Source organism: Cytobacillus sp. ABV4_503 (assembly GCF_056158445.1).
On the sequence record NZ_JBSWTH010000001.1, the window covers coordinates 1428507 to 1446829 of the forward strand.

Below are 18323 nucleotides of genomic sequence, written 5' to 3' on the forward strand. Positions count from 1 at the left end.
ATGTATTTGATGTATCGGGATATAGCGGTATTGTTTCCGTCCGTAAAAGGGATAAAGGATAATGAGCTTGAATTTCATACGGTCGCTTCCTCCTCTTCCGCTCTGCAGCCAAAAGGAATTTATATTCCTTTTGGAGAGGCCGGTAATCTGAAAGAAGCTATAGAAAATGGGGCTGTTGCTGCTCTCTGGCATGAGAATGCAGAGACACCGGCATATACCCCAAATCATTTCCCTATTTTTTATACTAACGACTTAACGAAAGGCTTAAAGGACATCATGAAATTATATATAGAAAAATTAAACAAATCAGAAGAAAAGATGAACACAACTAATTTCCTTATTTCAGGTGAAAAAAGTCTTAAAGAAAACGAAGCAACATATGATATTGCTGTGATGGCTGAAAGATTAGCGGAAGCTGCAGGAAATGCCATGCGGGAAAGGAGGGGATAAGTATGATGGAGCAAGTTATTTTTTTCACAATATTGGCAGGCTTTTTAATAACTGTTTTGCTGTCTCCCATTTTTATTCCCTTCCTGAGAAGACTGAAATTCGGGCAGAGCATCCGTGAAGAAGGCCCTAAATCCCATCAGAAAAAGACAGGTACCCCGACAATGGGCGGAATCATGATTCTTCTTTCTGTTACGGTGACCACTTTGCTTATGACCGGGAAATTTTCAGGGCCTACTGTAGAAACTTATTTGCTGCTGCTGGTTACCCTGGGCTTTGGACTCCTCGGTTTTCTTGATGACTTTATTAAAGTAGTATTAAAGCGCAACTTAGGTCTGACTTCAAAGCAGAAGCTTCTGGGCCAAATCATTATTTCTGTTATTTTTTATTTTGTTTTCAAGCAAAATGATTTTTCAACAGAAGTGCATATTCCGCTGACAAACATTTCGATTGATTTGGGCTGGTGGTATGTTTTATTTATTATTTTCTGGCTGGTCGGATTCTCGAATGCTGTCAATCTGACAGATGGACTTGATGGTCTTGTTTCAGGAACTGCTGCAATCGCTTTTGGAGCATTTGCAGTACTGGCATGGAATCAATCCCAATTTGAAGTTTCCATTTTTTCTGTAGCTGTAGTGGGAGCGGTATTGGGTTTCCTTGTCTTTAATGCCCACCCTGCAAAGGTGTTTATGGGAGATACAGGATCACTGGCTTTGGGAGGGGCTATTGCGACCATAGCCATCTTGACAAAACTTGAAATCATCCTGATTATTATCGGCGGTGTTTTTGTTATTGAAACATTATCTGTTATTTTACAGGTGGCATCTTTTAAGGCCACCGGGAAGCGGATCTTCCGTATGAGCCCGCTCCATCATCATTATGAATTGGTGGGCTGGTCAGAATGGCGTGTTGTCGTTACATTCTGGACCGTAGGCCTATTATTTGCAATCTTAGGAATCTATATTGAGGTGTGGGTGTAAGTGAAAGAAGTCAATCGCTATCGACATAAAAAAATATTAGTACTGGGTCTGGCCAAAAGCGGAGTGAGTGCAGCTTCCCTTTTACATAAGCTTGGAGCATTTGTAACTGTTAACGATTTTAAGCCTCTTGCGGAAAATCCTGAAGCTCAAGGACTGCTTGAACAAGGGATCACGGTTATATGCGGGGGCCATCCAATTGAACTTCTGGAAGAGGGGTTCGAGCTGATTGTAAAAAATCCGGGTATTCCTTACCATAATCCAATGATAAAAGGAGCTCTTGAAAAGGGCATACCGGTCATTACAGAGGTAGAGCTTGCCTTTCAGGTCTCTGAAGCTCCTTTTATTGCGATTACAGGTACAAATGGTAAAACCACCACAACTACTCTTGTGTTTGAAATGCTTCAGGCAGGAAGCAAAATGCCGCTGATAGCAGGAAATATTGGAACAGTAGCTTCCGAGGTTGCCCAGAATGCTGCAGAAGAAAATAATATCGTGATTGAGCTTTCATCGTTTCAGCTGATGGGTATTCAGGATTTCAGGCCGAGAATCTCCATTTTAACAAATTTATATGATGCCCATTTGGATTATCATGGCACTAGAGAAGAGTATCATGCAGCCAAAGCCAATATTACGATGAATCAGACTGAAAAGGATTATTTCATAGTCAATGCCGATCAAGATAAAGTAATGGAAGCCGCTGCACGGTCAGAGGCGAAAATAATACCTTTTTCAACTTCCAGAGTCCTGTCTGAAGGGGCATATGTCAAAGATGGCTGGATTTATTTTAATGATGAACAAGTGATGAAAAGAAAAGATGTTTCATTGCCGGGAGAGCACAATCTTGAGAATATCCTGTCCTCAGTGGCTGCTGCCAAGCTGACCGGTGTCGGGAATGAAGCCATTAGCGAAGTTCTAAGTTCGTTTACCGGGGTCAAGCACCGCCTGCAGTATGTAGGCGAATACCAGAGCAGGAAATTTTATAATGATTCTAAAGCAACGAACATTTTAGCAACGAAGAATGCAGTGTCAGCATTTGATCAGCCTGTCATTCTTCTTGCAGGCGGTCTTGACCGCGGAAATGGCTTTGATGAACTCATCCCATCTCTCAAAAAGGTAAAAGCTCTTGTAACCTTTGGACAAACAGCTGAAAAGATTGAAAATGCAGCGATGGAAGCGGGAATAAAAACAATTGAGCGTGTCGATAATGTTGAAAAAGCCGTACCTGCCGCCTTTAAGCTTTCAGAGCCAGGAGATGTGATTCTGCTTTCTCCTGCTTGTGCAAGCTGGGACCAATATAAAACTTTTGAGGTTCGGGGAGACATGTTTATAGATGCGGTGCATAAGCTTAATTAAGGGCTTGTCTGCGGGACTATGGGAACTTCAGCAAAGGCATACATCTGCTTCGCGTGACATTTAGAGCTTTAATAAGGAACGCAATAAGACTTCCGGAAAACAGGTAAGTTTATTTGCGGCAGGAAAAAGGTTCCTTGATAGCCCTAAAACTTGCATTCGAGGTGTTTTCGTTGCCGACCAAAAAAACCACTCCCGATGTTATATTAATGATCGTCACTTTTATGCTGCTTGCTGTAGGATTGACTATGGTATATAGTGCAAGTGCAATTTGGGCAGATTATAAATTTGATGATTCTTTCTTTTTTGCGAAAAGGCAAATGCTTTTTGCCGGAGTTGGAATTATTGCGATGTTTTTTATCATGAATGTGGATTATTGGACCTGGAGAACATGGGCAAAGGTTTTAATCATTGTCTGTTTTGTACTTTTGCTCCTGGTGCTCATTCCGGGAATCGGCAATGTACGTAATGGCTCGCGGAGCTGGATTGGTGTAGGAGCATTTTCTGTTCAGCCTTCCGAGTTTATGAAGCTTGCCATGATTGTGTTTATGGCAAAATTCCTCTCTGAAAAACAAAAGCTGATCACCTCTTTCAGAAAAGGTCTTGTTCCATCTTTAGGGCTTGTATTTTTAGCATTTGGATTAATAATGCTGCAGCCTGATTTAGGCACTGGAACAGTAATGGTGGGTACTTGCGTCGTCATGATTTTTATTGCGGGAGCGAGGATCAGCCACTTTGTCTGGTTTGGCGTTGCAGGCTTGGCCGGATTTGTCGCACTTGTTCTGTCGGCCCCATACAGGATAAAGCGGATTACTTCATTTCTAGACCCATGGGAAGATCCTCTGGGCAGCGGATTTCAGATTATCCAGTCCTTATATGCAATAGGGCCTGGAGGATTGTTTGGCCTTGGTCTGGGACAGAGCAGACAGAAGTTTTTTTATCTTCCTGAGCCGCAGACAGATTTTATTTTTGCTATTTTAGCTGAGGAACTGGGATTTATAGGCGGATCCTTTGTCATTTTATTATTTGCACTTCTTTTATGGCGAGGCATCCGCATAGCACTGGGCGCCCCTGATTTATATGGGAGTTTCTTGGCTGTTGGGATCATAGCAATGGTCGCTATTCAGGTAATGATAAATATTGGAGTAGTAACAGGACTGATGCCTGTTACTGGCATCACACTTCCGTTTCTGAGCTACGGGGGATCGTCTTTGACACTGATGCTCATGGCTATAGGGGTTCTGCTTAATATAAGCAGATATGCAAGGTACTAGCGCATTTTATAACATGCATTTCGGAAACCCTGTGAAGCAGGGTTTCTTTTTTGGAAGAAATAATTTATCCAGCATAGGAGAATTATCAAACTTCTTTGCAATTTTGCACATTATTACATTTCTTTAACATTATGATGTACGTTCCTATCTATTTGTTTTGAATATAGTAGAATAGGGAAAAGAGGGGGAGTGTTTTCCGCTCGAACGCTGGATGACCTTCACTAAATCTGTAAGCTTTATATTTGTTCATAAAATAAAGCTTTGATTTCTTTGATAATTAGACTCTTTTTTGAGGTGAAAGAATGAAAATTGCTGTTAGCGGCGGAGGAACTGGCGGACATATATATCCGGCACTTGCGCTTATAAGACAAATAAAGAAAGAACACAAAGATGCCGAATTTTTATATATTGGAACTGAAAAAGGGCTTGAAAATACGATTGTCAATCGTGAAAATATCCCTTTTAAATCAATACATATTACGGGTTTTAAAAGAAAACTTTCTTTGGAAAATGTTAAAACTGTTTTAAGGTTCCTGAAAGGCGTTCGTGAAAGTAAAAAGATGCTTAGGGAATTTAATGCGGATGTCGTCATCGGCACCGGCGGTTATGTTTGTGGTCCTGTTGTATATGCTGCATCAAAGCTTGGCATCCCAACCATAATCCATGAGCAAAACAGCGTCCCGGGATTAACCAATAAGTTTTTAAGCAGATATGTTGATAAAATCGCAGTCTGCTTTGAAGAAGCAAAGGCTTTTTTTCCGGATACTAAAACAGTCATGACAGGGAATCCGCGTGCTTCAGAGGTGCTGGGACAGGATGGAATCAGGGGGAGACTTTCAGCAGGATTAAAAACGGGTGTCCCTGCTGTGTTAATTTTTGGAGGGAGCAGAGGGGCAAGGCCAATTAATGATGCAGTTCTAAAAACTCTGGCTGAGCTGGGTGAAAAGCCTTATCAGGTTCTATATATTACAGGGGATGTCCATTATGAGGATGTACAAAAAGAAGTAGTACTGGTCGGAAGCCCTGAAAATGTAATGATTAAACCATTTATTCACAATATGCCAGAAGTGCTGGCCGGAGCAGACCTCGTCGTATCACGTGCGGGAGCCACCACTTTGGCAGAGATCACCTCTTTAGGAATACCGAGCATTTTAATCCCAAGCCCATATGTTACAAACAACCATCAGGAGAAAAATGCAAAAGCGCTAAGTGACCATGGTGCTGCAGAATTATTGCTTGAAAAAGAGTTAACAGGCAAAAAGCTTATTGACAGCATCGACCGAATCATCCTAGATAAAGAAAAGATGAGTAACATGAAGGAAGCTTCGAAAAAACTTGGAATACGTGATGCATCAAATAGGCTTTATACAGTAATGGCCGAATTGGTTTCAAATAATGGGAAGTAGCCCTGAATAGTAAATTTGCATAGAATAAATAAATTTAGGTTGAAATCAATAGAAAGGGAGGTAAATATGGACGAATTTATCAGCAAGCTTAGAGAGTTAAACATCGGAACAGTTAAAGAAAATGAGCCGATGGCTAACCATACAACAATGAAAATTGGCGGACCCGCCGATTTGTTTATTGAGCCTTCTTCCATAGAAAACCTGGCAAAAGCGATGGAATTGATCCATCGCTATGAACTGAAATGGAGAGCAATTGGAAGAGGATCTAATTTGCTCGTATCTGATGGAGGCATAGAAGGTGTGGTCATTAAATTAGGCCGGGGCATGGATCACCTGGATCTTAATGAAACGGAGCTAAGGGCAGGCGGCGGTTATTCATTGGTTGCCCTCTCCACAATTATCAGCAAAAAAGGCTTGTCAGGTCTTGAATTTGCCAGCGGGATTCCCGGGTCTGTAGGCGGAGCAGTTTACATGAACGCTGGTGCTCACGGTTCTGATATTTCACAAATCCTGACCAAGGCACATGTCCTTTTTGAGGATGGGAAGATGGAGTGGCTCACGAATGAAGAAATGACATTTTCTTATAGAACATCCGTCCTTCAAACGAAGCGTCCAGGGATTGTTCTTGAGGCCGTTTTCCGGCTTACAGAGGGAGACCGGGAGAGAATATCCTCTGCAATGCAGAGGAATAAGGACTATAGGAAGGAAACCCAGCCCTGGAACTTCCCATGTGCAGGCAGTATTTTCCGTAACCCGCTTCCAGAATATGCTGGCCAGCTTATTGAAAAAGCCGGCATGAAGGGGCATTCCATCGGCGGTGCGCAAATTTCAAATATGCATGGAAATTTCATCGTGAATGCAGGAGATGCCAAAGCGGAAGATGTACTTGCTCTTATCCAGCATATTAAGGATACAATCTTTGATTTGTACGGAGTAAAAATGGAGACAGAAGTGGAAATAATCGGTCGAAAGTAACGGGGAATAATACCTTACGGATACCATTTATTGTGATATAATAATTTATTAGATAACAGTAAATGTAGTAAAAACGGCATGGCTCACATGCCGTTCTCTTCCCTAATTTGGTATTGCATAAGTTGTGCTGGGACAAGCTGCTAAATTGTTGTAATACATTGTCCTTGCGCTTTTCTTAATGGGGTGATAAAAGTGGAGAAAAGTAAGGTTGTCTCGCTGGAGGATCGAATACCGAAGCTTAAACAGCAAAGAAAGAAGAAAGCGAACAGAAGACTGATCTTTTTGCTGCTGCTTTTTTCTCGCTGATTGTTTTAGTTATTTATTTTCAATCGCCCTTAAGCCATATTAAACAAATCAAGGTTTCCGGCAATTCAATTTATGATAATGAAGAAATTATTCAAATCAGCGGTGTTACTGAAAAAACAAATATTTGGAAGGTTGACGAAGAGGGCATTGAGGGTAAGCTTAAAGAGCTGCCTGAAATAAAATCTTCAAGTGTTAAAGTTCAGCTGCCAAGCACAATTAACATACAGGTAGATGAACTGAAGCGCATTGCCTACATAGCGAAAGAGAAGCACTATCTTCCTGTTATGGAGAATGGGAGCATATTAAAGGATGAAAAAGTTGCGGAGATCCCTGTCAACGCTCCTATCCTCAATGACTTTTCTGAGGGTGACATCCTTGATATGATGATTGGAGAGCTTGAATCACTGCCTGAAGAGGTGTTAAATTCGATTTCCGAAATCCATCATTCTCCTAAAAAAACTGATTCCAACCATATTACTTTGTATATGAATGATGGTTTTGAAGTCAGTGCTACTTTAAGAAGTTTTTCAGAAAAAATGGCACACTATCCTTCTATCATAAGCCAGCTGGATCCCGAGAAAAAAGGAATCATCGACCTGGAAGTAGGCTCTTATTTTAAAGCTTATGAAACAGAGGGAGCTGAAGAAGTTGAAAAAGAAAATGAAGGTGAAGGGTAATCATGTAATATTCTCCCTGGTGTTTCTAGTACTGGGTTACATGATGGCATTTTCCTATCACCTTACACAGGGAGAAGAAGAAAAGCCGGCACTAAGCGGAAAACAGTGGGAAAGAGATTTGGAACTTCGTAATCAGCTTGTTGAACTGGAGGAAAAAAACAGAGCTCTTCAAAAAGAATTAAATACAAAACAGGAAAACGTTCTTGATATTGAAAAAGAGCTTTCACAGGAAGCGCAGGTTTATTTTAATCTTGCTGAGGATGCTGAGAAATATAGGATGCATCTTGGCAAAGTAAAAGTAAAGGGCTCAGGAGTGGAAGTCACTCTGGCAGATGGTGACTACGATCCGGATGAAGATAATATTAACAACTATATCGTCCATGAACACCATGTCTTTAAGGTGATTAATGAACTCTATATTTCGGGTGCTTCCGCAGTTGCCATAAATGGCCAACGACTATCGCACAGTTCCTATATTGTTTGCAATGGACCTGTAATAGAAGTTGACGGCTACCAGCATCCTGCCCCTTTTGTCATTACTGCCATTGGTGATGCCGAGGTGCTTTCTTCTGCTCTGAACCTGACAGGCGGAGTAAAAGACACATTGGTAGATGAAAATATCCAATTCACATTAGAGAAAAAGGGCGAAATCATCATGGAACCATTACTGGGTTCGTAAAGCCAAACCAGCATTTGTATATAGTAAAATTTGTCCACAGAATAATTTATTCGGGAAAGCAAGGTGGAATGAAAGTGGACAGCAATAAGAAATTCAGCTTTACCTTTATAACAGTTGTAATTGGCTTTATGATTGCCATACAGTTTCAAACAGTTAAGGAACCGGCTGTACGTGATACAAGGGATACCTGGCAGCTTAGAGCTGATATCCTTAAGGAAAAGGAACTGCAATTAAAACTTTTGCGTGAAATCAGTTCAAATGAAGAAAAAATTGCCCAATATGAAACAAAGCGCAAACAAAGCAAAGAGCAGGTGCTTCGCGATACGCTGGAGGAACTAAAAATGGAAGCCGGATTAAGTGAAGTGACGGGACCAGGCATAATCATAAGCATTGAACCGGTACATGAGGAGCTTCTTCTGGGCAAGCAGGCTGATTCTGTTTCCCCGGATTTGCTCAAGCGCCTTGTCAACGAGTTAAATATGTATGATGCCCAGCACATTTCCATTGGAGGAAGAAGGATCATCAACACTACTGTCATAAGGGATATTAACAGAGAAACCATGATAGACGGTTATGCCTTAAATCGCCTGCCTATTGAAGTGAAAGTAATAACTGAGAATGTCCAATCTGCGGAGAAGCTTTTTAATCGCATGCAAGTATCAAATTCTGCTGAAGAATTTTTCATTGATAATTTGCGGGTAAAGGTGGAAAAATCTGCAGAGCCTATCACGATTCCTTCATATGACGAGGCATTGAGAATCAGATATATGGAGCCTGTGAAACCCGAAGAAGGAGGCAAATCATAATGTGGCTTCCCGTATTAGGATTGATCATAGGTGTGATACTAGGACTTATGACAGAAATAAAAGTGCCGGATGAATACTCGAATTATCTTTCCATTGCTGTTCTTGCGGCATTGGATACTCTATTCGGCGGGATCAGGGCACAGCTTCAAAATATTTATGATGAAAAAGTTTTCGTTTCCGGTTTCTTTTTTAACATCCTGCTGGCAGCAAGTTTAGCTTTTCTGGGTGTCCATCTTGGTGTAGACTTGTACTTAGCAGCAGTATTTGCTTTTGGGGTCAGACTATTCCAAAATATTGCCGTCATCAGAAGAATTTTAATCGCAAAATGGTCCCAAAACAGAGAAAAAACAGAAAAAAATGATATTTAAAAAAGGGAAAATATTAGTTTTGACGAATAATTTTATAGATAAACTAACTTATTAAATCACGCAACAGCAAAAAAATGATTGTTGTTCAATAATCGTAATTGCAAAAAAAAGGAGGTGCCAGAGAATGAACAGCAATGAAATATATGTTAGTCTTGACATCGGTACATCCAGTGTAAAAGTAATCATTGGGGAAATGGTCAATGACTCTTTAAATATTATTGGTGTTGGCAATGTACATTCAGAAGGGTTACGCAAGGGGTCCATTGTTGATATAGACGAAACCGTTCATTCTATTAAAAAGGCAATCGAACAGGCTGAGAGAATGATAGGAATGGAGATAAAAAATGTGATTGTAGGAATTACCGGCAATCATGTTATGCTTCAGCCATCCCATGGTGTTGTTGCAGTCTCGAGTGAAAATAGGGAAATTACAGACGAAGATGTTGCTAGAGTTATAGACGCGGCACAAGTTGTATCAATCCCGCCGGAAAGAGACATCATTGATGTCATTCCAAAACAGTTTATCGTTGACGGATTGGACGAGATCAGTGATCCCCGCGGAATGATTGGTGTGCGGCTGGAAATGGAAGGCACCATTATTACAGGATCGAAAACGATTTTACATAACACCCTGCGCTGTGTTGAACGCGCTGGCCTTGAAATCATGGATATTACACTTCAGCCACTGGCAGCAGGTGCATTCGCTTTATCAAAGGATGAGAAAAGTCTAGGAGTTGCACTTGTTGATATTGGCGGCGGCTCCACAACCATTGCCATATTTGAAAATGGGTCTTTAAAGGCAGCCAGTGTTCTACCTGTAGGGGGAGACCATATCACAAAAGACTTATCCATCGGACTCCGCACATCTACAGAAGATGCAGAAAAAATCAAAACAAAGTATGGCTATGCGTTTTATGACCATGCATCTGAAGATGAGGTATTCAGTGTTCCCATCATCGGAAGCGATCAGCACCAGCAATTTAATCAGCTGGAAATATCAGATATTATAGAAGCACGCATGGAAGAGATTTTTGATCTTATCCAGCACGAAGTGAAACGTCTTGGAGCAAAAGATCTTCCAGGGGGCTATGTATTATCTGGAGGCGTAGCGAATACACAGGGAATCCTCGAACTGGCACAGGATGTTTTCCAAAATAGAGTCCGCATCGCAATTCCTGATTATATTGGCGTGAGGGAGCCGCAGTATACGACTGCTGTTGGATTGATTAAGTTCGCGTATAAAAATGCTAAAATACAGGGCAGAAAAATGGAACAGCCAGTGACTGTCCCTGAAGCAAAAGAAAAACGAGTGCAAAAACCGCAACCGCAACCGAAAACAAAGCCGGAAAAACAGCCGGAAGAAAAAATCACATCAAGAGTTAAAAAGTTCCTCGGATACTTTTTCGAATAACTTGATTTGATTCGCAAGGGTTAGGGAAACGGAATCAAAAGCCATTCGGCGGATAGAAAAAAGCACTGAAAAACCATTTTGGGAGTGCGAATAAAAAAGCGAATCAAAAAAGGTGTTCTTAGGAATATCGACGAATTAGGAGGATTAGTCATGTTGGAATTTGATACAAATTTGGATTCATTAGCAACTATAAAAGTCATCGGCGTTGGAGGCGGCGGTAACAATGCAGTAAACAGAATGATTGAGCATGGTGTTCAAGGCGTTGAGTTTATTGCTGTTAACACGGATGCTCAGGCGCTGAATTTATCAAAAGCAGAAGTGAAAATGCAAATCGGAGGCAAACTTACAAGGGGACTAGGAGCTGGTGCCAACCCAGAGGTAGGTAAAAAAGCTGCAGAAGAAAGTAAAGAGCAGGTAGAAGAAGCATTGAAGGGTGCGGATATGGTCTTCGTCACAGCTGGAATGGGAGGAGGAACTGGAACAGGGGCGGCTCCAGTAATCGCCCAGATTGCACGAGATTTAGGAGCTCTGACTGTTGGTGTTGTTACGCGCCCATTCACTTTTGAAGGCCGTAAGCGATCCACTCAGGCAGCCGGCGGTATTGCTGCTATGAAGGAAGCGGTTGATACACTGATCGTTATTCCTAATGACAGGCTATTGGAAATCGTGGATAAAAGCACTCCGATGCTTGAAGCATTCCGTGAAGCGGATAACGTTCTGCGCCAGGGTGTTCAGGGTATTTCCGACTTGATTGCTGTTCCGGGATTAATTAACCTCGACTTTGCAGATGTAAAGACAATCATGTCCAATAAAGGTTCTGCACTTATGGGTATTGGTGTCGCTGCAGGAGAAAACCGTGCAGCAGAAGCTGCGAAAAAGGCGATTTCATCACCTTTGCTTGAAACATCAATTGATGGTGCACAAGGCGTCTTAATGAATATCACTGGCGGCTCAAATCTAAGCCTGTATGAAGTACAGGAAGCAGCTGACATTGTTGCTTCTGCTTCAGATCAGGATGTGAATATGATCTTCGGTTCCGTTATTAATGAAAACCTTAAAGATGAGATTGTTGTAACGGTCATTGCGACTGGATTTAATGAAGAAGTGATCCAGCCTAAGCCATTAAGGCCAACTTTCGGACAGCCTAAATCTTCTCCAGGCATGGGAGCTCCTATGAAGCGTGAGCAAAAGAGAGAGGAAGCTCCGCAAGAACCTGTGAGAAGCAGCCAATCTCAACAGCCTGAAGAAACTTTGGATATCCCGACGTTCCTCCGCAACCGCAACCGCAGAAGATAATATTTGATGTAAAAAACCCTTGGAATCAACTCGATTCCAAGGGTTTTTTACAATTTTCATCAGGTTTTTACATAAATAAGCATGGCTCAAAGTTTGGGCCATGCTTATTTATATTTATACAGTCTGAGTTTCCTTTAATTGCATAGAAGGCCCAAAGAATTCGTAGCGGATATTTTCCTTCTGGAAGCCTGCCTCAAGCAATGCCTCGTACATTGCCTGCATAAAAGGAACTGGCCCGCACATATAAACCATACTATCTTTATTAGGCACTATCATGTTTATCCATTCTGAAGTAATATAACCATCCTTGCTGTAGATTTTTTCGACTTTATCTTCTTCTGTTGGACTTTCATAACAGAAATATGTCTTTACCAATGGATTCTTTTTTTCAATTTCCTGTACTTCCTCTGAAAATGCATGTACTTTCCCGTTGAGTGCAGAATGAACAAAAATTGTTTCATGCTTTACTCCTGTTGCATCAAGATGACACAGCATGCTGTGCATTGGTGTAATGCCTACCCCGCCGCTAAGCAGAACAACAGGACTATCCATTTTATCCAGAACGAATTCTCCTGCAGGAGCACTGATCTCTATACAGTCGCCTTCTTTCAGGTCATTGTGAAGATAGCTGGAAACCTTTCCGTCCGGCTTTTCAGAATTACCTTCTTCTTTCTTTACAGAAATTCGGTAATAAGATTTTTCCGGAGAGTCGGATAGGCTATATTGGCGGATATGTGTATATTCTTCTCCTGGAATTGTTAATTTCACACTAATGTACTGGCCCGGAAGGTAGCTGGAAATATTTCCTCCATCTTCAGGTGTAAAATAGAAGGAAGTAATTACATCACTTTCTTTCTCCTTTTTTGCAACAGTAAATGTTCTGAAGTCATCCCAGCCTCCTGGCTTCTCTGCGGCATCAACATAAAGGCTCCTTTCTAATCCGATGAATGCATCCGCAATCACACCATATGCTTTCATCCAGGCATCAATAATTTCTTCGGTAGCAGCTTCTTTTAGCACTTCCTTGATTGCAAGAATTAAATGTTCTCCAACAATCGGATAATGTTCAGGCTTAATGCCTAAAGATCGGTGCTTATGAGCAATTTGTGTGACAACCGGGAGAATAGCTTCCAGGTTATCGATATATTTTGCAGCAGCATATATTGAGTTTGCCAGAGCTTTTTGCTGACGGCCCTGTTTTTGATTAGCATGATTAAAGATGTTCAGCAGTTCAGGGTGATTTGTAAACATTAACTTATAAAAGGTTTTCGTTATATCTTCGCCATGTTTTTCAAGTACAGGTACAGTACTTTTAATAATTTCAATTGTTTTTGTGTCCAGCATAACAGCAAAACTCCTTCTTATTATTTTCACTGTCATTATAGTTGATATAGAGAACAAAAAATGTGATATAAATCACACCCAGCGAAAAAATGAAGGAGCAAAAAATAGAAATTTAATGACAAAATCCGTTGGGAATAGGGAAAATTTCTATCTTTTTGCATACAGAAAGCGACACACTTCCATTACTGAAATGCGCTATACTTTTTTCTAACAGAATCATAACACTTTTAATATACGAGAGAATTTAACCTTAAAGTCTATCTATCAAATGCTGAATTTGAAGAGGAAACCAAAAGAATAACTTTATCTTTGATAACAGTCTAGCTCCAGCGCCTGCCCCCTCAAGGTCACTTGTCGGCGGTGGGCAAGGCGGTTGCACTTTTCTACTAAAGGGGGAAGATAATTGACGGTCTATTTGGATATTATCTGGGCGTTAAATTTTATGTTTGACAGCCTTCTCCTTTATTTAACAGCCATAATACTAAAAAGAGAAATCAGGCTTTGGAGGATTTTTGCAGGCGGCTTAATAGGATCAATCATCATTTTATTAGTATTTACACCATTTAATGAATATTCAGGCCATCCGGTCACTAAATTATTATTCTCGGTTGCAATGGTATTGGCTGTTTTTGGCTTTAAGCGTTTGCGCTACTTTCTAAAAGGGCTCATGACTTTTTATTTTGCTACTTTTTTAGTTGGAGGCTCCTTAATAGGCATTCATTATTTTGTTAACTTTGATTTTCAGCTTTCTTCATCCGTCATGCTGGCCAGTGTTAAAGGCTTTGGTGATCCAATCAGCTGGCTGTTTGTTCTTCTTGGTTTTCCTCTTGCCTGGCATTTCTCAAAAAGAAACGTTGAAGGAATTGAGATGACAAAAATTCAGTATGACTCACTAATTAGGGTGCGTGTTGTCATCAATGAAACAGAATACCGTTTCAAAGGCCTGATTGACAGCGGCAACCAGTTATATGATCCCATATCGAAAATGCCGGTGATGTTTATATCCATTAAAGACAGGCTTGACGAGTTCCCGCCTGAAATTATTAAAATGGCAGGGCAGCCAGAAGATATCATCATGGGCAATGATTCAATTGGCGGAGATTGGGAGCATAAAATGAGGGTTATTCCATGTAAGGTTGTTGGACAAGAACACCAATTGATTATAGGATTTAAGCCTGACTGCATTTTCCTTGAAAAAGAGAATGAAATAATAGAAGCGGAGCGTGGATTAGTTTCCTTTTCCATGCAGCAGCTTTCTGCCGACGATGCGTTTCAGTGCATCGTTCACCCTAAGATGCTTACAGGTACAAGTACAATGAAGCCGGATGCAAAGGTAAGTTAATATACTATACTCTGCAAAAACATAATTTAGAAGGAGGACAAATCATGAAAAAGTTAAAACTTCGCTTATCCTACTATTGGTATAAATTATTGATTAAGCTGGGGATTAAAACAGATGAAGTATATTATATAGGCGGCAGCGAAGCACTACCTCCTCCACTCAGTAAGGAAGAAGAAGAAATGCTTCTGATTAAGCTTCCAAAAGGAGATAAAGCTGCAAGATCCATATTAATTGAAAGAAATCTGCGTCTTGTTGTATATATCGCCAGAAAGTTTGAAAATACTGGCATCAATATAGAGGACTTAATCAGCATTGGAACCATTGGGCTTATTAAAGCTGTAAATACGTTTAATCCAGAGAAAAAAATCAAGCTGGCTACATATGCATCCCGCTGTATCGAGAATGAAATACTAATGTATTTAAGAAGGAATAATAAAATCCGTTCTGAAGTTTCCTTTGATGAACCTTTAAATATCGATTGGGATGGCAATGAACTGCTTCTATCCGATGTGCTTGGCACTGAGGATGACATTATCACAAAAGATCTCGAAGCAAATGTTGATAAAAAGCTGCTGTTAAAGGCATTGCATCAGCTTTCAGATCGGGAAAAACAAATAATGGAACTTAGATTTGGCCTCGGATCGGGTGAAGAAAAAACTCAGAAGGACGTGGCAGATATGCTGGGTATTTCCCAGTCCTATATTTCGCGTCTGGAAAAACGAATAATAAAAAGACTAAAAAAAGAATTTAATAAGATGGTTTAGAATTTAAACAGGAATATTTTTTTTACAAAATTTTGCAAGGAGAAAACCTAGTGTTTATGATGCTTTGACCGATTCCCCATCCGGCAGTTGAATTTGCCGGTGCATATTTTTCCTTTCCAAGGAGATACTGTTTTTTGTACAGCAGCTCCTTTGAGGAGGGAAATGGATTGACTCGAAATAAAGTAGAAATTTGCGGTGTTGATACTTCAAAGCTTCCAGTTTTAAAAAACGAAGAAATGAGAGAGCTCTTCAAGCAAATGCATAAGGGGGATATTACCGCACGGGAAAAACTCGTCAACGGCAATTTGCGTCTCGTATTAAGTGTGATTCAGCGTTTTAATAATAGAGGCGAATTTGTTGATGACCTTTTCCAGGTCGGCTGTATCGGTCTAATGAAATCTATTGATAATTTTGATCTAAGTCAAAACGTTAAGTTTTCCACCTATGCAGTTCCGATGATCATTGGGGAAATACGCAGGTATCTGCGTGATAATAACCCGATCCGCGTATCGCGTTCATTAAGGGACATTGCTTATAAAGCTCTGCAAGTAAGAGAACGCTTAATGAGCAAAACATCAAGAGAGCCTACAGCGGAAGAAATAGCAAAAGAGCTGGATGTGCCTCATGAAGAAATCGTTTTTGCATTGGATGCGATTCAGGATCCTGTCTCCTTATTTGAACCGATTTATAATGATGGCGGGGATCCGATCTATGTGATGGATCAGCTGAGCGATGAACGGAACAAAGATATTCAATGGATTGAAGAGATAGCGCTAAAAGAGGGAATGAGAAGACTGAATGAACGGGAAAAACTGATTCTTAGAAAACGCTTCTTCCAGGGCAAAACTCAAATGGAAGTGGCCGAGGAAATCGGCATTTCCCAGGCTCAAGTCTCACGGCTTGAAAAAGCGGCAATCAAACAAATGAATAAAAATATTCAAAGCTAGCAGCCAATTTGGCTGCTTTTTATTTTTACAAACATTTTTCCTATAGGGGCAAACATATATTGAATAAGAACATAAATTGGGAGTGAAGTGTCGATGGTGAAAATATCTGAATTTCAAATGAAGGATGTTGTAAATGTAGCTGACGGCAAAAAGCTTGGAAATATTGGGGATATAGATATTAATATAAATACAGGGAAAATTGAAGCCGTCATAATCGGAGGAGCGGGGAAGGTGTTGGGTTTTTTTGGGAGAGATGCTGATATTGTCATACCGTGGAAAAACATTATAAAAATTGGTGAAGATGTCATACTGGTCCGCTATCAGGATGCGAGTGAGCCAAAATATATTGAGGAGGAAGCATAGGAGTTGTTAATGGTGTCATCACTGCCTGCCTTGTGGTAAACTATAGAAAAATATGATGGGGTTAATCTGATGGAACCATTTTCTTTAAAAACTGAAGAGTATTTTGTCATAAAAGAGTGGGCGGATCGTTTTCCTAATATTACGGCCGGTTTTACAACTAAAAATGGCGGATACAGCCGTAAAGAATACAAAACGCTTAATGTAGGATTGCATGTGAACGACAGCTATGAAGCAGTCAGCCGAAATCGGCAGCATGTGGCTGACTTGCTTGGATTTTCTCATGAAAAGTGGGTTGGTGCTGAACAAACTCATGAAATAAATATAAAAAAAGTTACCAGAAATGATAAAGGGAAAGGTGCACTAATTTACGAGGATTCTTTTTCTGGTACTGACGGGTTTTTCACTTATTCTAAAGATGTCATGCTGACCCTCTGTTATGCGGATTGTGTGCCGCTTTACTTTTTGCATGAAAAGACAGGAGCCATAGGTATGGCACATGCAGGCTGGAAAGGTACTGTCGGGGGGATTGGGAGGAAGATGGCTGAGCTATTTGCAAAAGAAGGAATGGACATAAGTGAGGTTCAGGCTGTAATTGGCCCTTCCATTTGCGGAAATTGTTATATAGTTGATGATCGTGTTATTTCAAAAGTGCAAAAAATACTAGAAGATGTCGATATAAAGCCATATAATCAAATTAGTGACAATCAATTCCAGCTTGATTTGAAGGAACTAAACCGGACAATTCTGATAAATGCAGGAATTCCTCATGAAAATATCATGATTACTGATTATTGCACAAGCTGTCATGAAAACTATTTTTTCTCTCACAGAAGAGATAGAGGAAGTACAGGCAGAATGATGAGCTTTATTGGCTGGAAGGAGGAAGACGGAAGCTAAATGAGAGTAGAAGAAAATTTAAAGCAAATTGAGTCAGCTATTCAGGAAGCGTGCATGAAGGCCAACCGTAAGCCCGAAGAAATTACCCTCATTGCTGTTACTAAGTACGTATCAGCGGAAAGGGCACAAGAAGCCCTTGAAGCAGGTATTGTTCATTTAGGTGAAAACAGAGATGAAGGACTCCTTGCCAAGTGGGATGTGTTAAAGGACAAGCCAACCTGGCATTTTATTGGTACGCTGCAAACGCGCAAAGTGAAAAATATAATTGATAAAGTGGATTATATCCATTCACTGGACAGGCTTTCCCTCGCGAAGGAAATCGACAAGCGGGCGAATCGAAAGATAAATTGTTTTGTTCAGGTTAATGTCTCAGGAGAAGAGTCGAAACAGGGGATAAATCCTGAAGAGGTAGCTGACTTTATTTCATGCCTGGCAGATTATAAAAATCTCAATATCATCGGCCTTATGACAATGGCACCTCTTTCATCAGACGAGGATTTGCTTCGTTCCTGTTTCCGTAAGCTTAAAGACATGCAAACAAAGGTAAAAGATCTGGGATTTGATTTTGCTCCTTGTACTGAGCTTTCAATGGGCATGTCCAATGATTTTTCCCTGGCAATTGAAGAAGGTGCCACAATGGTGAGGATTGGTACTGCTTTAGTAGGCCAAAAGAGTCAGGAGGTTTGATAAA

18 protein-coding genes and 1 pseudogene are annotated in these 18323 nt (G+C 40.6%); 18 read left to right on the forward strand and 1 reads right to left on the reverse strand.

Annotation, left to right across the window (positions count from 1 at the left end; all coding sequences use genetic code 11):
* The 12 genes and pseudogenes from ACXAD1_RS07310 (at position 1) to ftsZ (ending at position 11975) form a co-directional block, all read left to right on the forward strand.
* On the forward strand, positions 1-450 hold the full coding sequence (locus tag ACXAD1_RS07310) for a hypothetical protein (protein ID WP_474909736.1): 450 nt from the start codon (positions 1-3) through the stop codon (positions 448-450).
* A gap of 2 nt (positions 451-452) precedes the next feature.
* On the forward strand, positions 453-1427 hold the full coding sequence (gene mraY, locus ACXAD1_RS07315; protein WP_474909737.1) for a phospho-N-acetylmuramoyl-pentapeptide-transferase: 975 nt from the start codon (positions 453-455) through the stop codon (positions 1425-1427).
* Entirely contained in the window at positions 1428-2780 is a 1353-nt protein-coding gene (gene murD / locus ACXAD1_RS07320; RefSeq protein ID WP_474909738.1) for a UDP-N-acetylmuramoyl-L-alanine--D-glutamate ligase, read from the forward strand.
* Positions 2781-2950: 170 nt separating this feature from the next.
* Positions 2951-4051, forward strand: a complete 1101-nt coding sequence (spoVE, locus tag ACXAD1_RS07325; RefSeq protein ID WP_009330880.1) for a stage V sporulation protein E — start codon at positions 2951-2953, stop codon at positions 4049-4051.
* Between the two features lie 302 nt (positions 4052-4353).
* A complete protein-coding gene (gene murG, locus ACXAD1_RS07330) occupies positions 4354-5457 on the forward strand; it encodes an undecaprenyldiphospho-muramoylpentapeptide beta-N-acetylglucosaminyltransferase (protein WP_474909739.1) in 1104 nt (367 codons plus the stop codon).
* Positions 5458-5523: 66 nt separating this feature from the next.
* On the forward strand, positions 5524-6432 hold the full coding sequence (gene murB / locus ACXAD1_RS07335) for a UDP-N-acetylmuramate dehydrogenase (protein ID WP_206836150.1): 909 nt from the start codon (positions 5524-5526) through the stop codon (positions 6430-6432).
* Between the two features lie 192 nt (positions 6433-6624).
* Positions 6625-7415: pseudogene (locus ACXAD1_RS07340) on the forward strand (cell division protein FtsQ/DivIB).
* Positions 7363-8094, forward strand: a complete 732-nt coding sequence (locus ACXAD1_RS07345; RefSeq protein WP_243508336.1) for a DUF881 domain-containing protein — start codon at positions 7363-7365, stop codon at positions 8092-8094. The pseudogene ACXAD1_RS07340 and the gene ACXAD1_RS07345 overlap by 53 nt, the downstream one beginning before the upstream one ends.
* A 74-nt stretch (positions 8095-8168) precedes the next feature.
* Positions 8169-8900 carry a DUF881 domain-containing protein gene (locus ACXAD1_RS07350; RefSeq protein ID WP_370225072.1) on the forward strand — a complete coding sequence of 244 codons (732 nt, stop codon included), beginning with the start codon at positions 8169-8171 and terminating at the stop codon, positions 8898-8900.
* Positions 8900-9268 carry a small basic family protein gene (locus tag ACXAD1_RS07355; protein ID WP_206836162.1) on the forward strand — a complete coding sequence of 123 codons (369 nt, stop codon included), beginning with the start codon at positions 8900-8902 and terminating at the stop codon, positions 9266-9268. Before ACXAD1_RS07350 ends, ACXAD1_RS07355 begins: the two co-directional genes overlap by 1 nt.
* Before the next feature lie 124 nt (positions 9269-9392).
* Complete coding sequence (gene ftsA, locus ACXAD1_RS07360; RefSeq protein WP_206836165.1) at positions 9393-10679, forward strand: cell division protein FtsA; 1287 nt, start codon at positions 9393-9395, stop codon at positions 10677-10679.
* 150 nt (positions 10680-10829) lie between these two features.
* A complete protein-coding gene (gene ftsZ, locus ACXAD1_RS07365; protein WP_206836167.1) occupies positions 10830-11975 on the forward strand; it encodes a cell division protein FtsZ in 1146 nt (381 codons plus the stop codon).
* Positions 11976-12089: 114 nt separating this feature from the next.
* Here the strand turns inward: ftsZ and hmpA are convergent, their stop codons facing one another.
* Positions 12090-13319 (reverse strand): NO-inducible flavohemoprotein, encoded by a 1230-nt coding sequence (gene hmpA / locus ACXAD1_RS07370; protein ID WP_474909740.1) that lies wholly within the window; start codon positions 13317-13319, stop codon positions 12090-12092.
* A 403-nt stretch (positions 13320-13722) separates the two neighbouring features.
* Between hmpA and spoIIGA the strand changes: the two genes are divergently transcribed.
* The 6 genes from spoIIGA to ACXAD1_RS07400 all read left to right on the forward strand — a co-directional run bounded on the left by spoIIGA (position 13723) and on the right by ACXAD1_RS07400 (position 18319).
* Complete coding sequence (spoIIGA, locus tag ACXAD1_RS07375) at positions 13723-14661, forward strand: sigma-E processing peptidase SpoIIGA (RefSeq protein ID WP_474909741.1); 939 nt, start codon at positions 13723-13725, stop codon at positions 14659-14661.
* Positions 14662-14705: 44 nt separating this feature from the next.
* Positions 14706-15425, forward strand: a complete 720-nt coding sequence (sigE, locus tag ACXAD1_RS07380; RefSeq protein WP_009330857.1) for an RNA polymerase sporulation sigma factor SigE — start codon at positions 14706-14708, stop codon at positions 15423-15425.
* Positions 15426-15592: 167 nt separating this feature from the next.
* Entirely contained in the window at positions 15593-16372 is a 780-nt protein-coding gene (sigG, locus tag ACXAD1_RS07385; protein ID WP_026041699.1) for an RNA polymerase sporulation sigma factor SigG, read from the forward strand.
* 93 nt (positions 16373-16465) lie between these two features.
* On the forward strand, positions 16466-16735 hold the full coding sequence (locus ACXAD1_RS07390; protein WP_206836176.1) for a YlmC/YmxH family sporulation protein: 270 nt from the start codon (positions 16466-16468) through the stop codon (positions 16733-16735).
* 69 nt (positions 16736-16804) lie between these two features.
* Positions 16805-17632 carry a peptidoglycan editing factor PgeF gene (gene pgeF, locus ACXAD1_RS07395; protein ID WP_474909742.1) on the forward strand — a complete coding sequence of 276 codons (828 nt, stop codon included), beginning with the start codon at positions 16805-16807 and terminating at the stop codon, positions 17630-17632.
* Positions 17633-18319, forward strand: coding sequence for a YggS family pyridoxal phosphate-dependent enzyme (locus ACXAD1_RS07400; RefSeq protein WP_474909743.1), 687 nt, complete (start codon positions 17633-17635; stop codon positions 18317-18319).
* Positions 18320-18323 lie beyond the last annotated feature (4 nt).

What these genes read in the sequence shown, in the direction of transcription:
- hmpA (WP_474909740.1), bottom strand. Translation starts at nt 13,319, where the DNA reads ATGCTGGACACAAAAACAATTGAAATTATTAAAAGTACTGTACCTGTA.
- ftsZ (WP_206836167.1), top strand. Translation starts at nt 10,830, where the DNA reads ATGTTGGAATTTGATACAAATTTGGATTCATTAGCAACTATAAAAGTC.
- mraY (WP_474909737.1), top strand. Translation starts at nt 453, where the DNA reads ATGATGGAGCAAGTTATTTTTTTCACAATATTGGCAGGCTTTTTAATA.
- ACXAD1_RS07345 (WP_243508336.1), top strand. Translation starts at nt 7,363, where the DNA reads ATGAAACAGAGGGAGCTGAAGAAGTTGAAAAAGAAAATGAAGGTGAAG.
- murB (WP_206836150.1), top strand. Translation starts at nt 5,524, where the DNA reads ATGGACGAATTTATCAGCAAGCTTAGAGAGTTAAACATCGGAACAGTT.
- ACXAD1_RS07390 (WP_206836176.1), top strand. Translation starts at nt 16,466, where the DNA reads ATGGTGAAAATATCTGAATTTCAAATGAAGGATGTTGTAAATGTAGCT.
- ACXAD1_RS07310 (WP_474909736.1), top strand. Translation starts at nt 1, where the DNA reads ATGTATTTGATGTATCGGGATATAGCGGTATTGTTTCCGTCCGTAAAA.
- murG (WP_474909739.1), top strand. Translation starts at nt 4,354, where the DNA reads ATGAAAATTGCTGTTAGCGGCGGAGGAACTGGCGGACATATATATCCG.
- ACXAD1_RS07400 (WP_474909743.1), top strand. Translation starts at nt 17,633, where the DNA reads ATGAGAGTAGAAGAAAATTTAAAGCAAATTGAGTCAGCTATTCAGGAA.
- ACXAD1_RS07355 (WP_206836162.1), top strand. Translation starts at nt 8,900, where the DNA reads ATGTGGCTTCCCGTATTAGGATTGATCATAGGTGTGATACTAGGACTT.
- pgeF (WP_474909742.1), top strand. Translation starts at nt 16,805, where the DNA reads ATGGAACCATTTTCTTTAAAAACTGAAGAGTATTTTGTCATAAAAGAG.
- sigE (WP_009330857.1), top strand. Translation starts at nt 14,706, where the DNA reads ATGAAAAAGTTAAAACTTCGCTTATCCTACTATTGGTATAAATTATTG.
- ftsA (WP_206836165.1), top strand. Translation starts at nt 9,393, where the DNA reads ATGAACAGCAATGAAATATATGTTAGTCTTGACATCGGTACATCCAGT.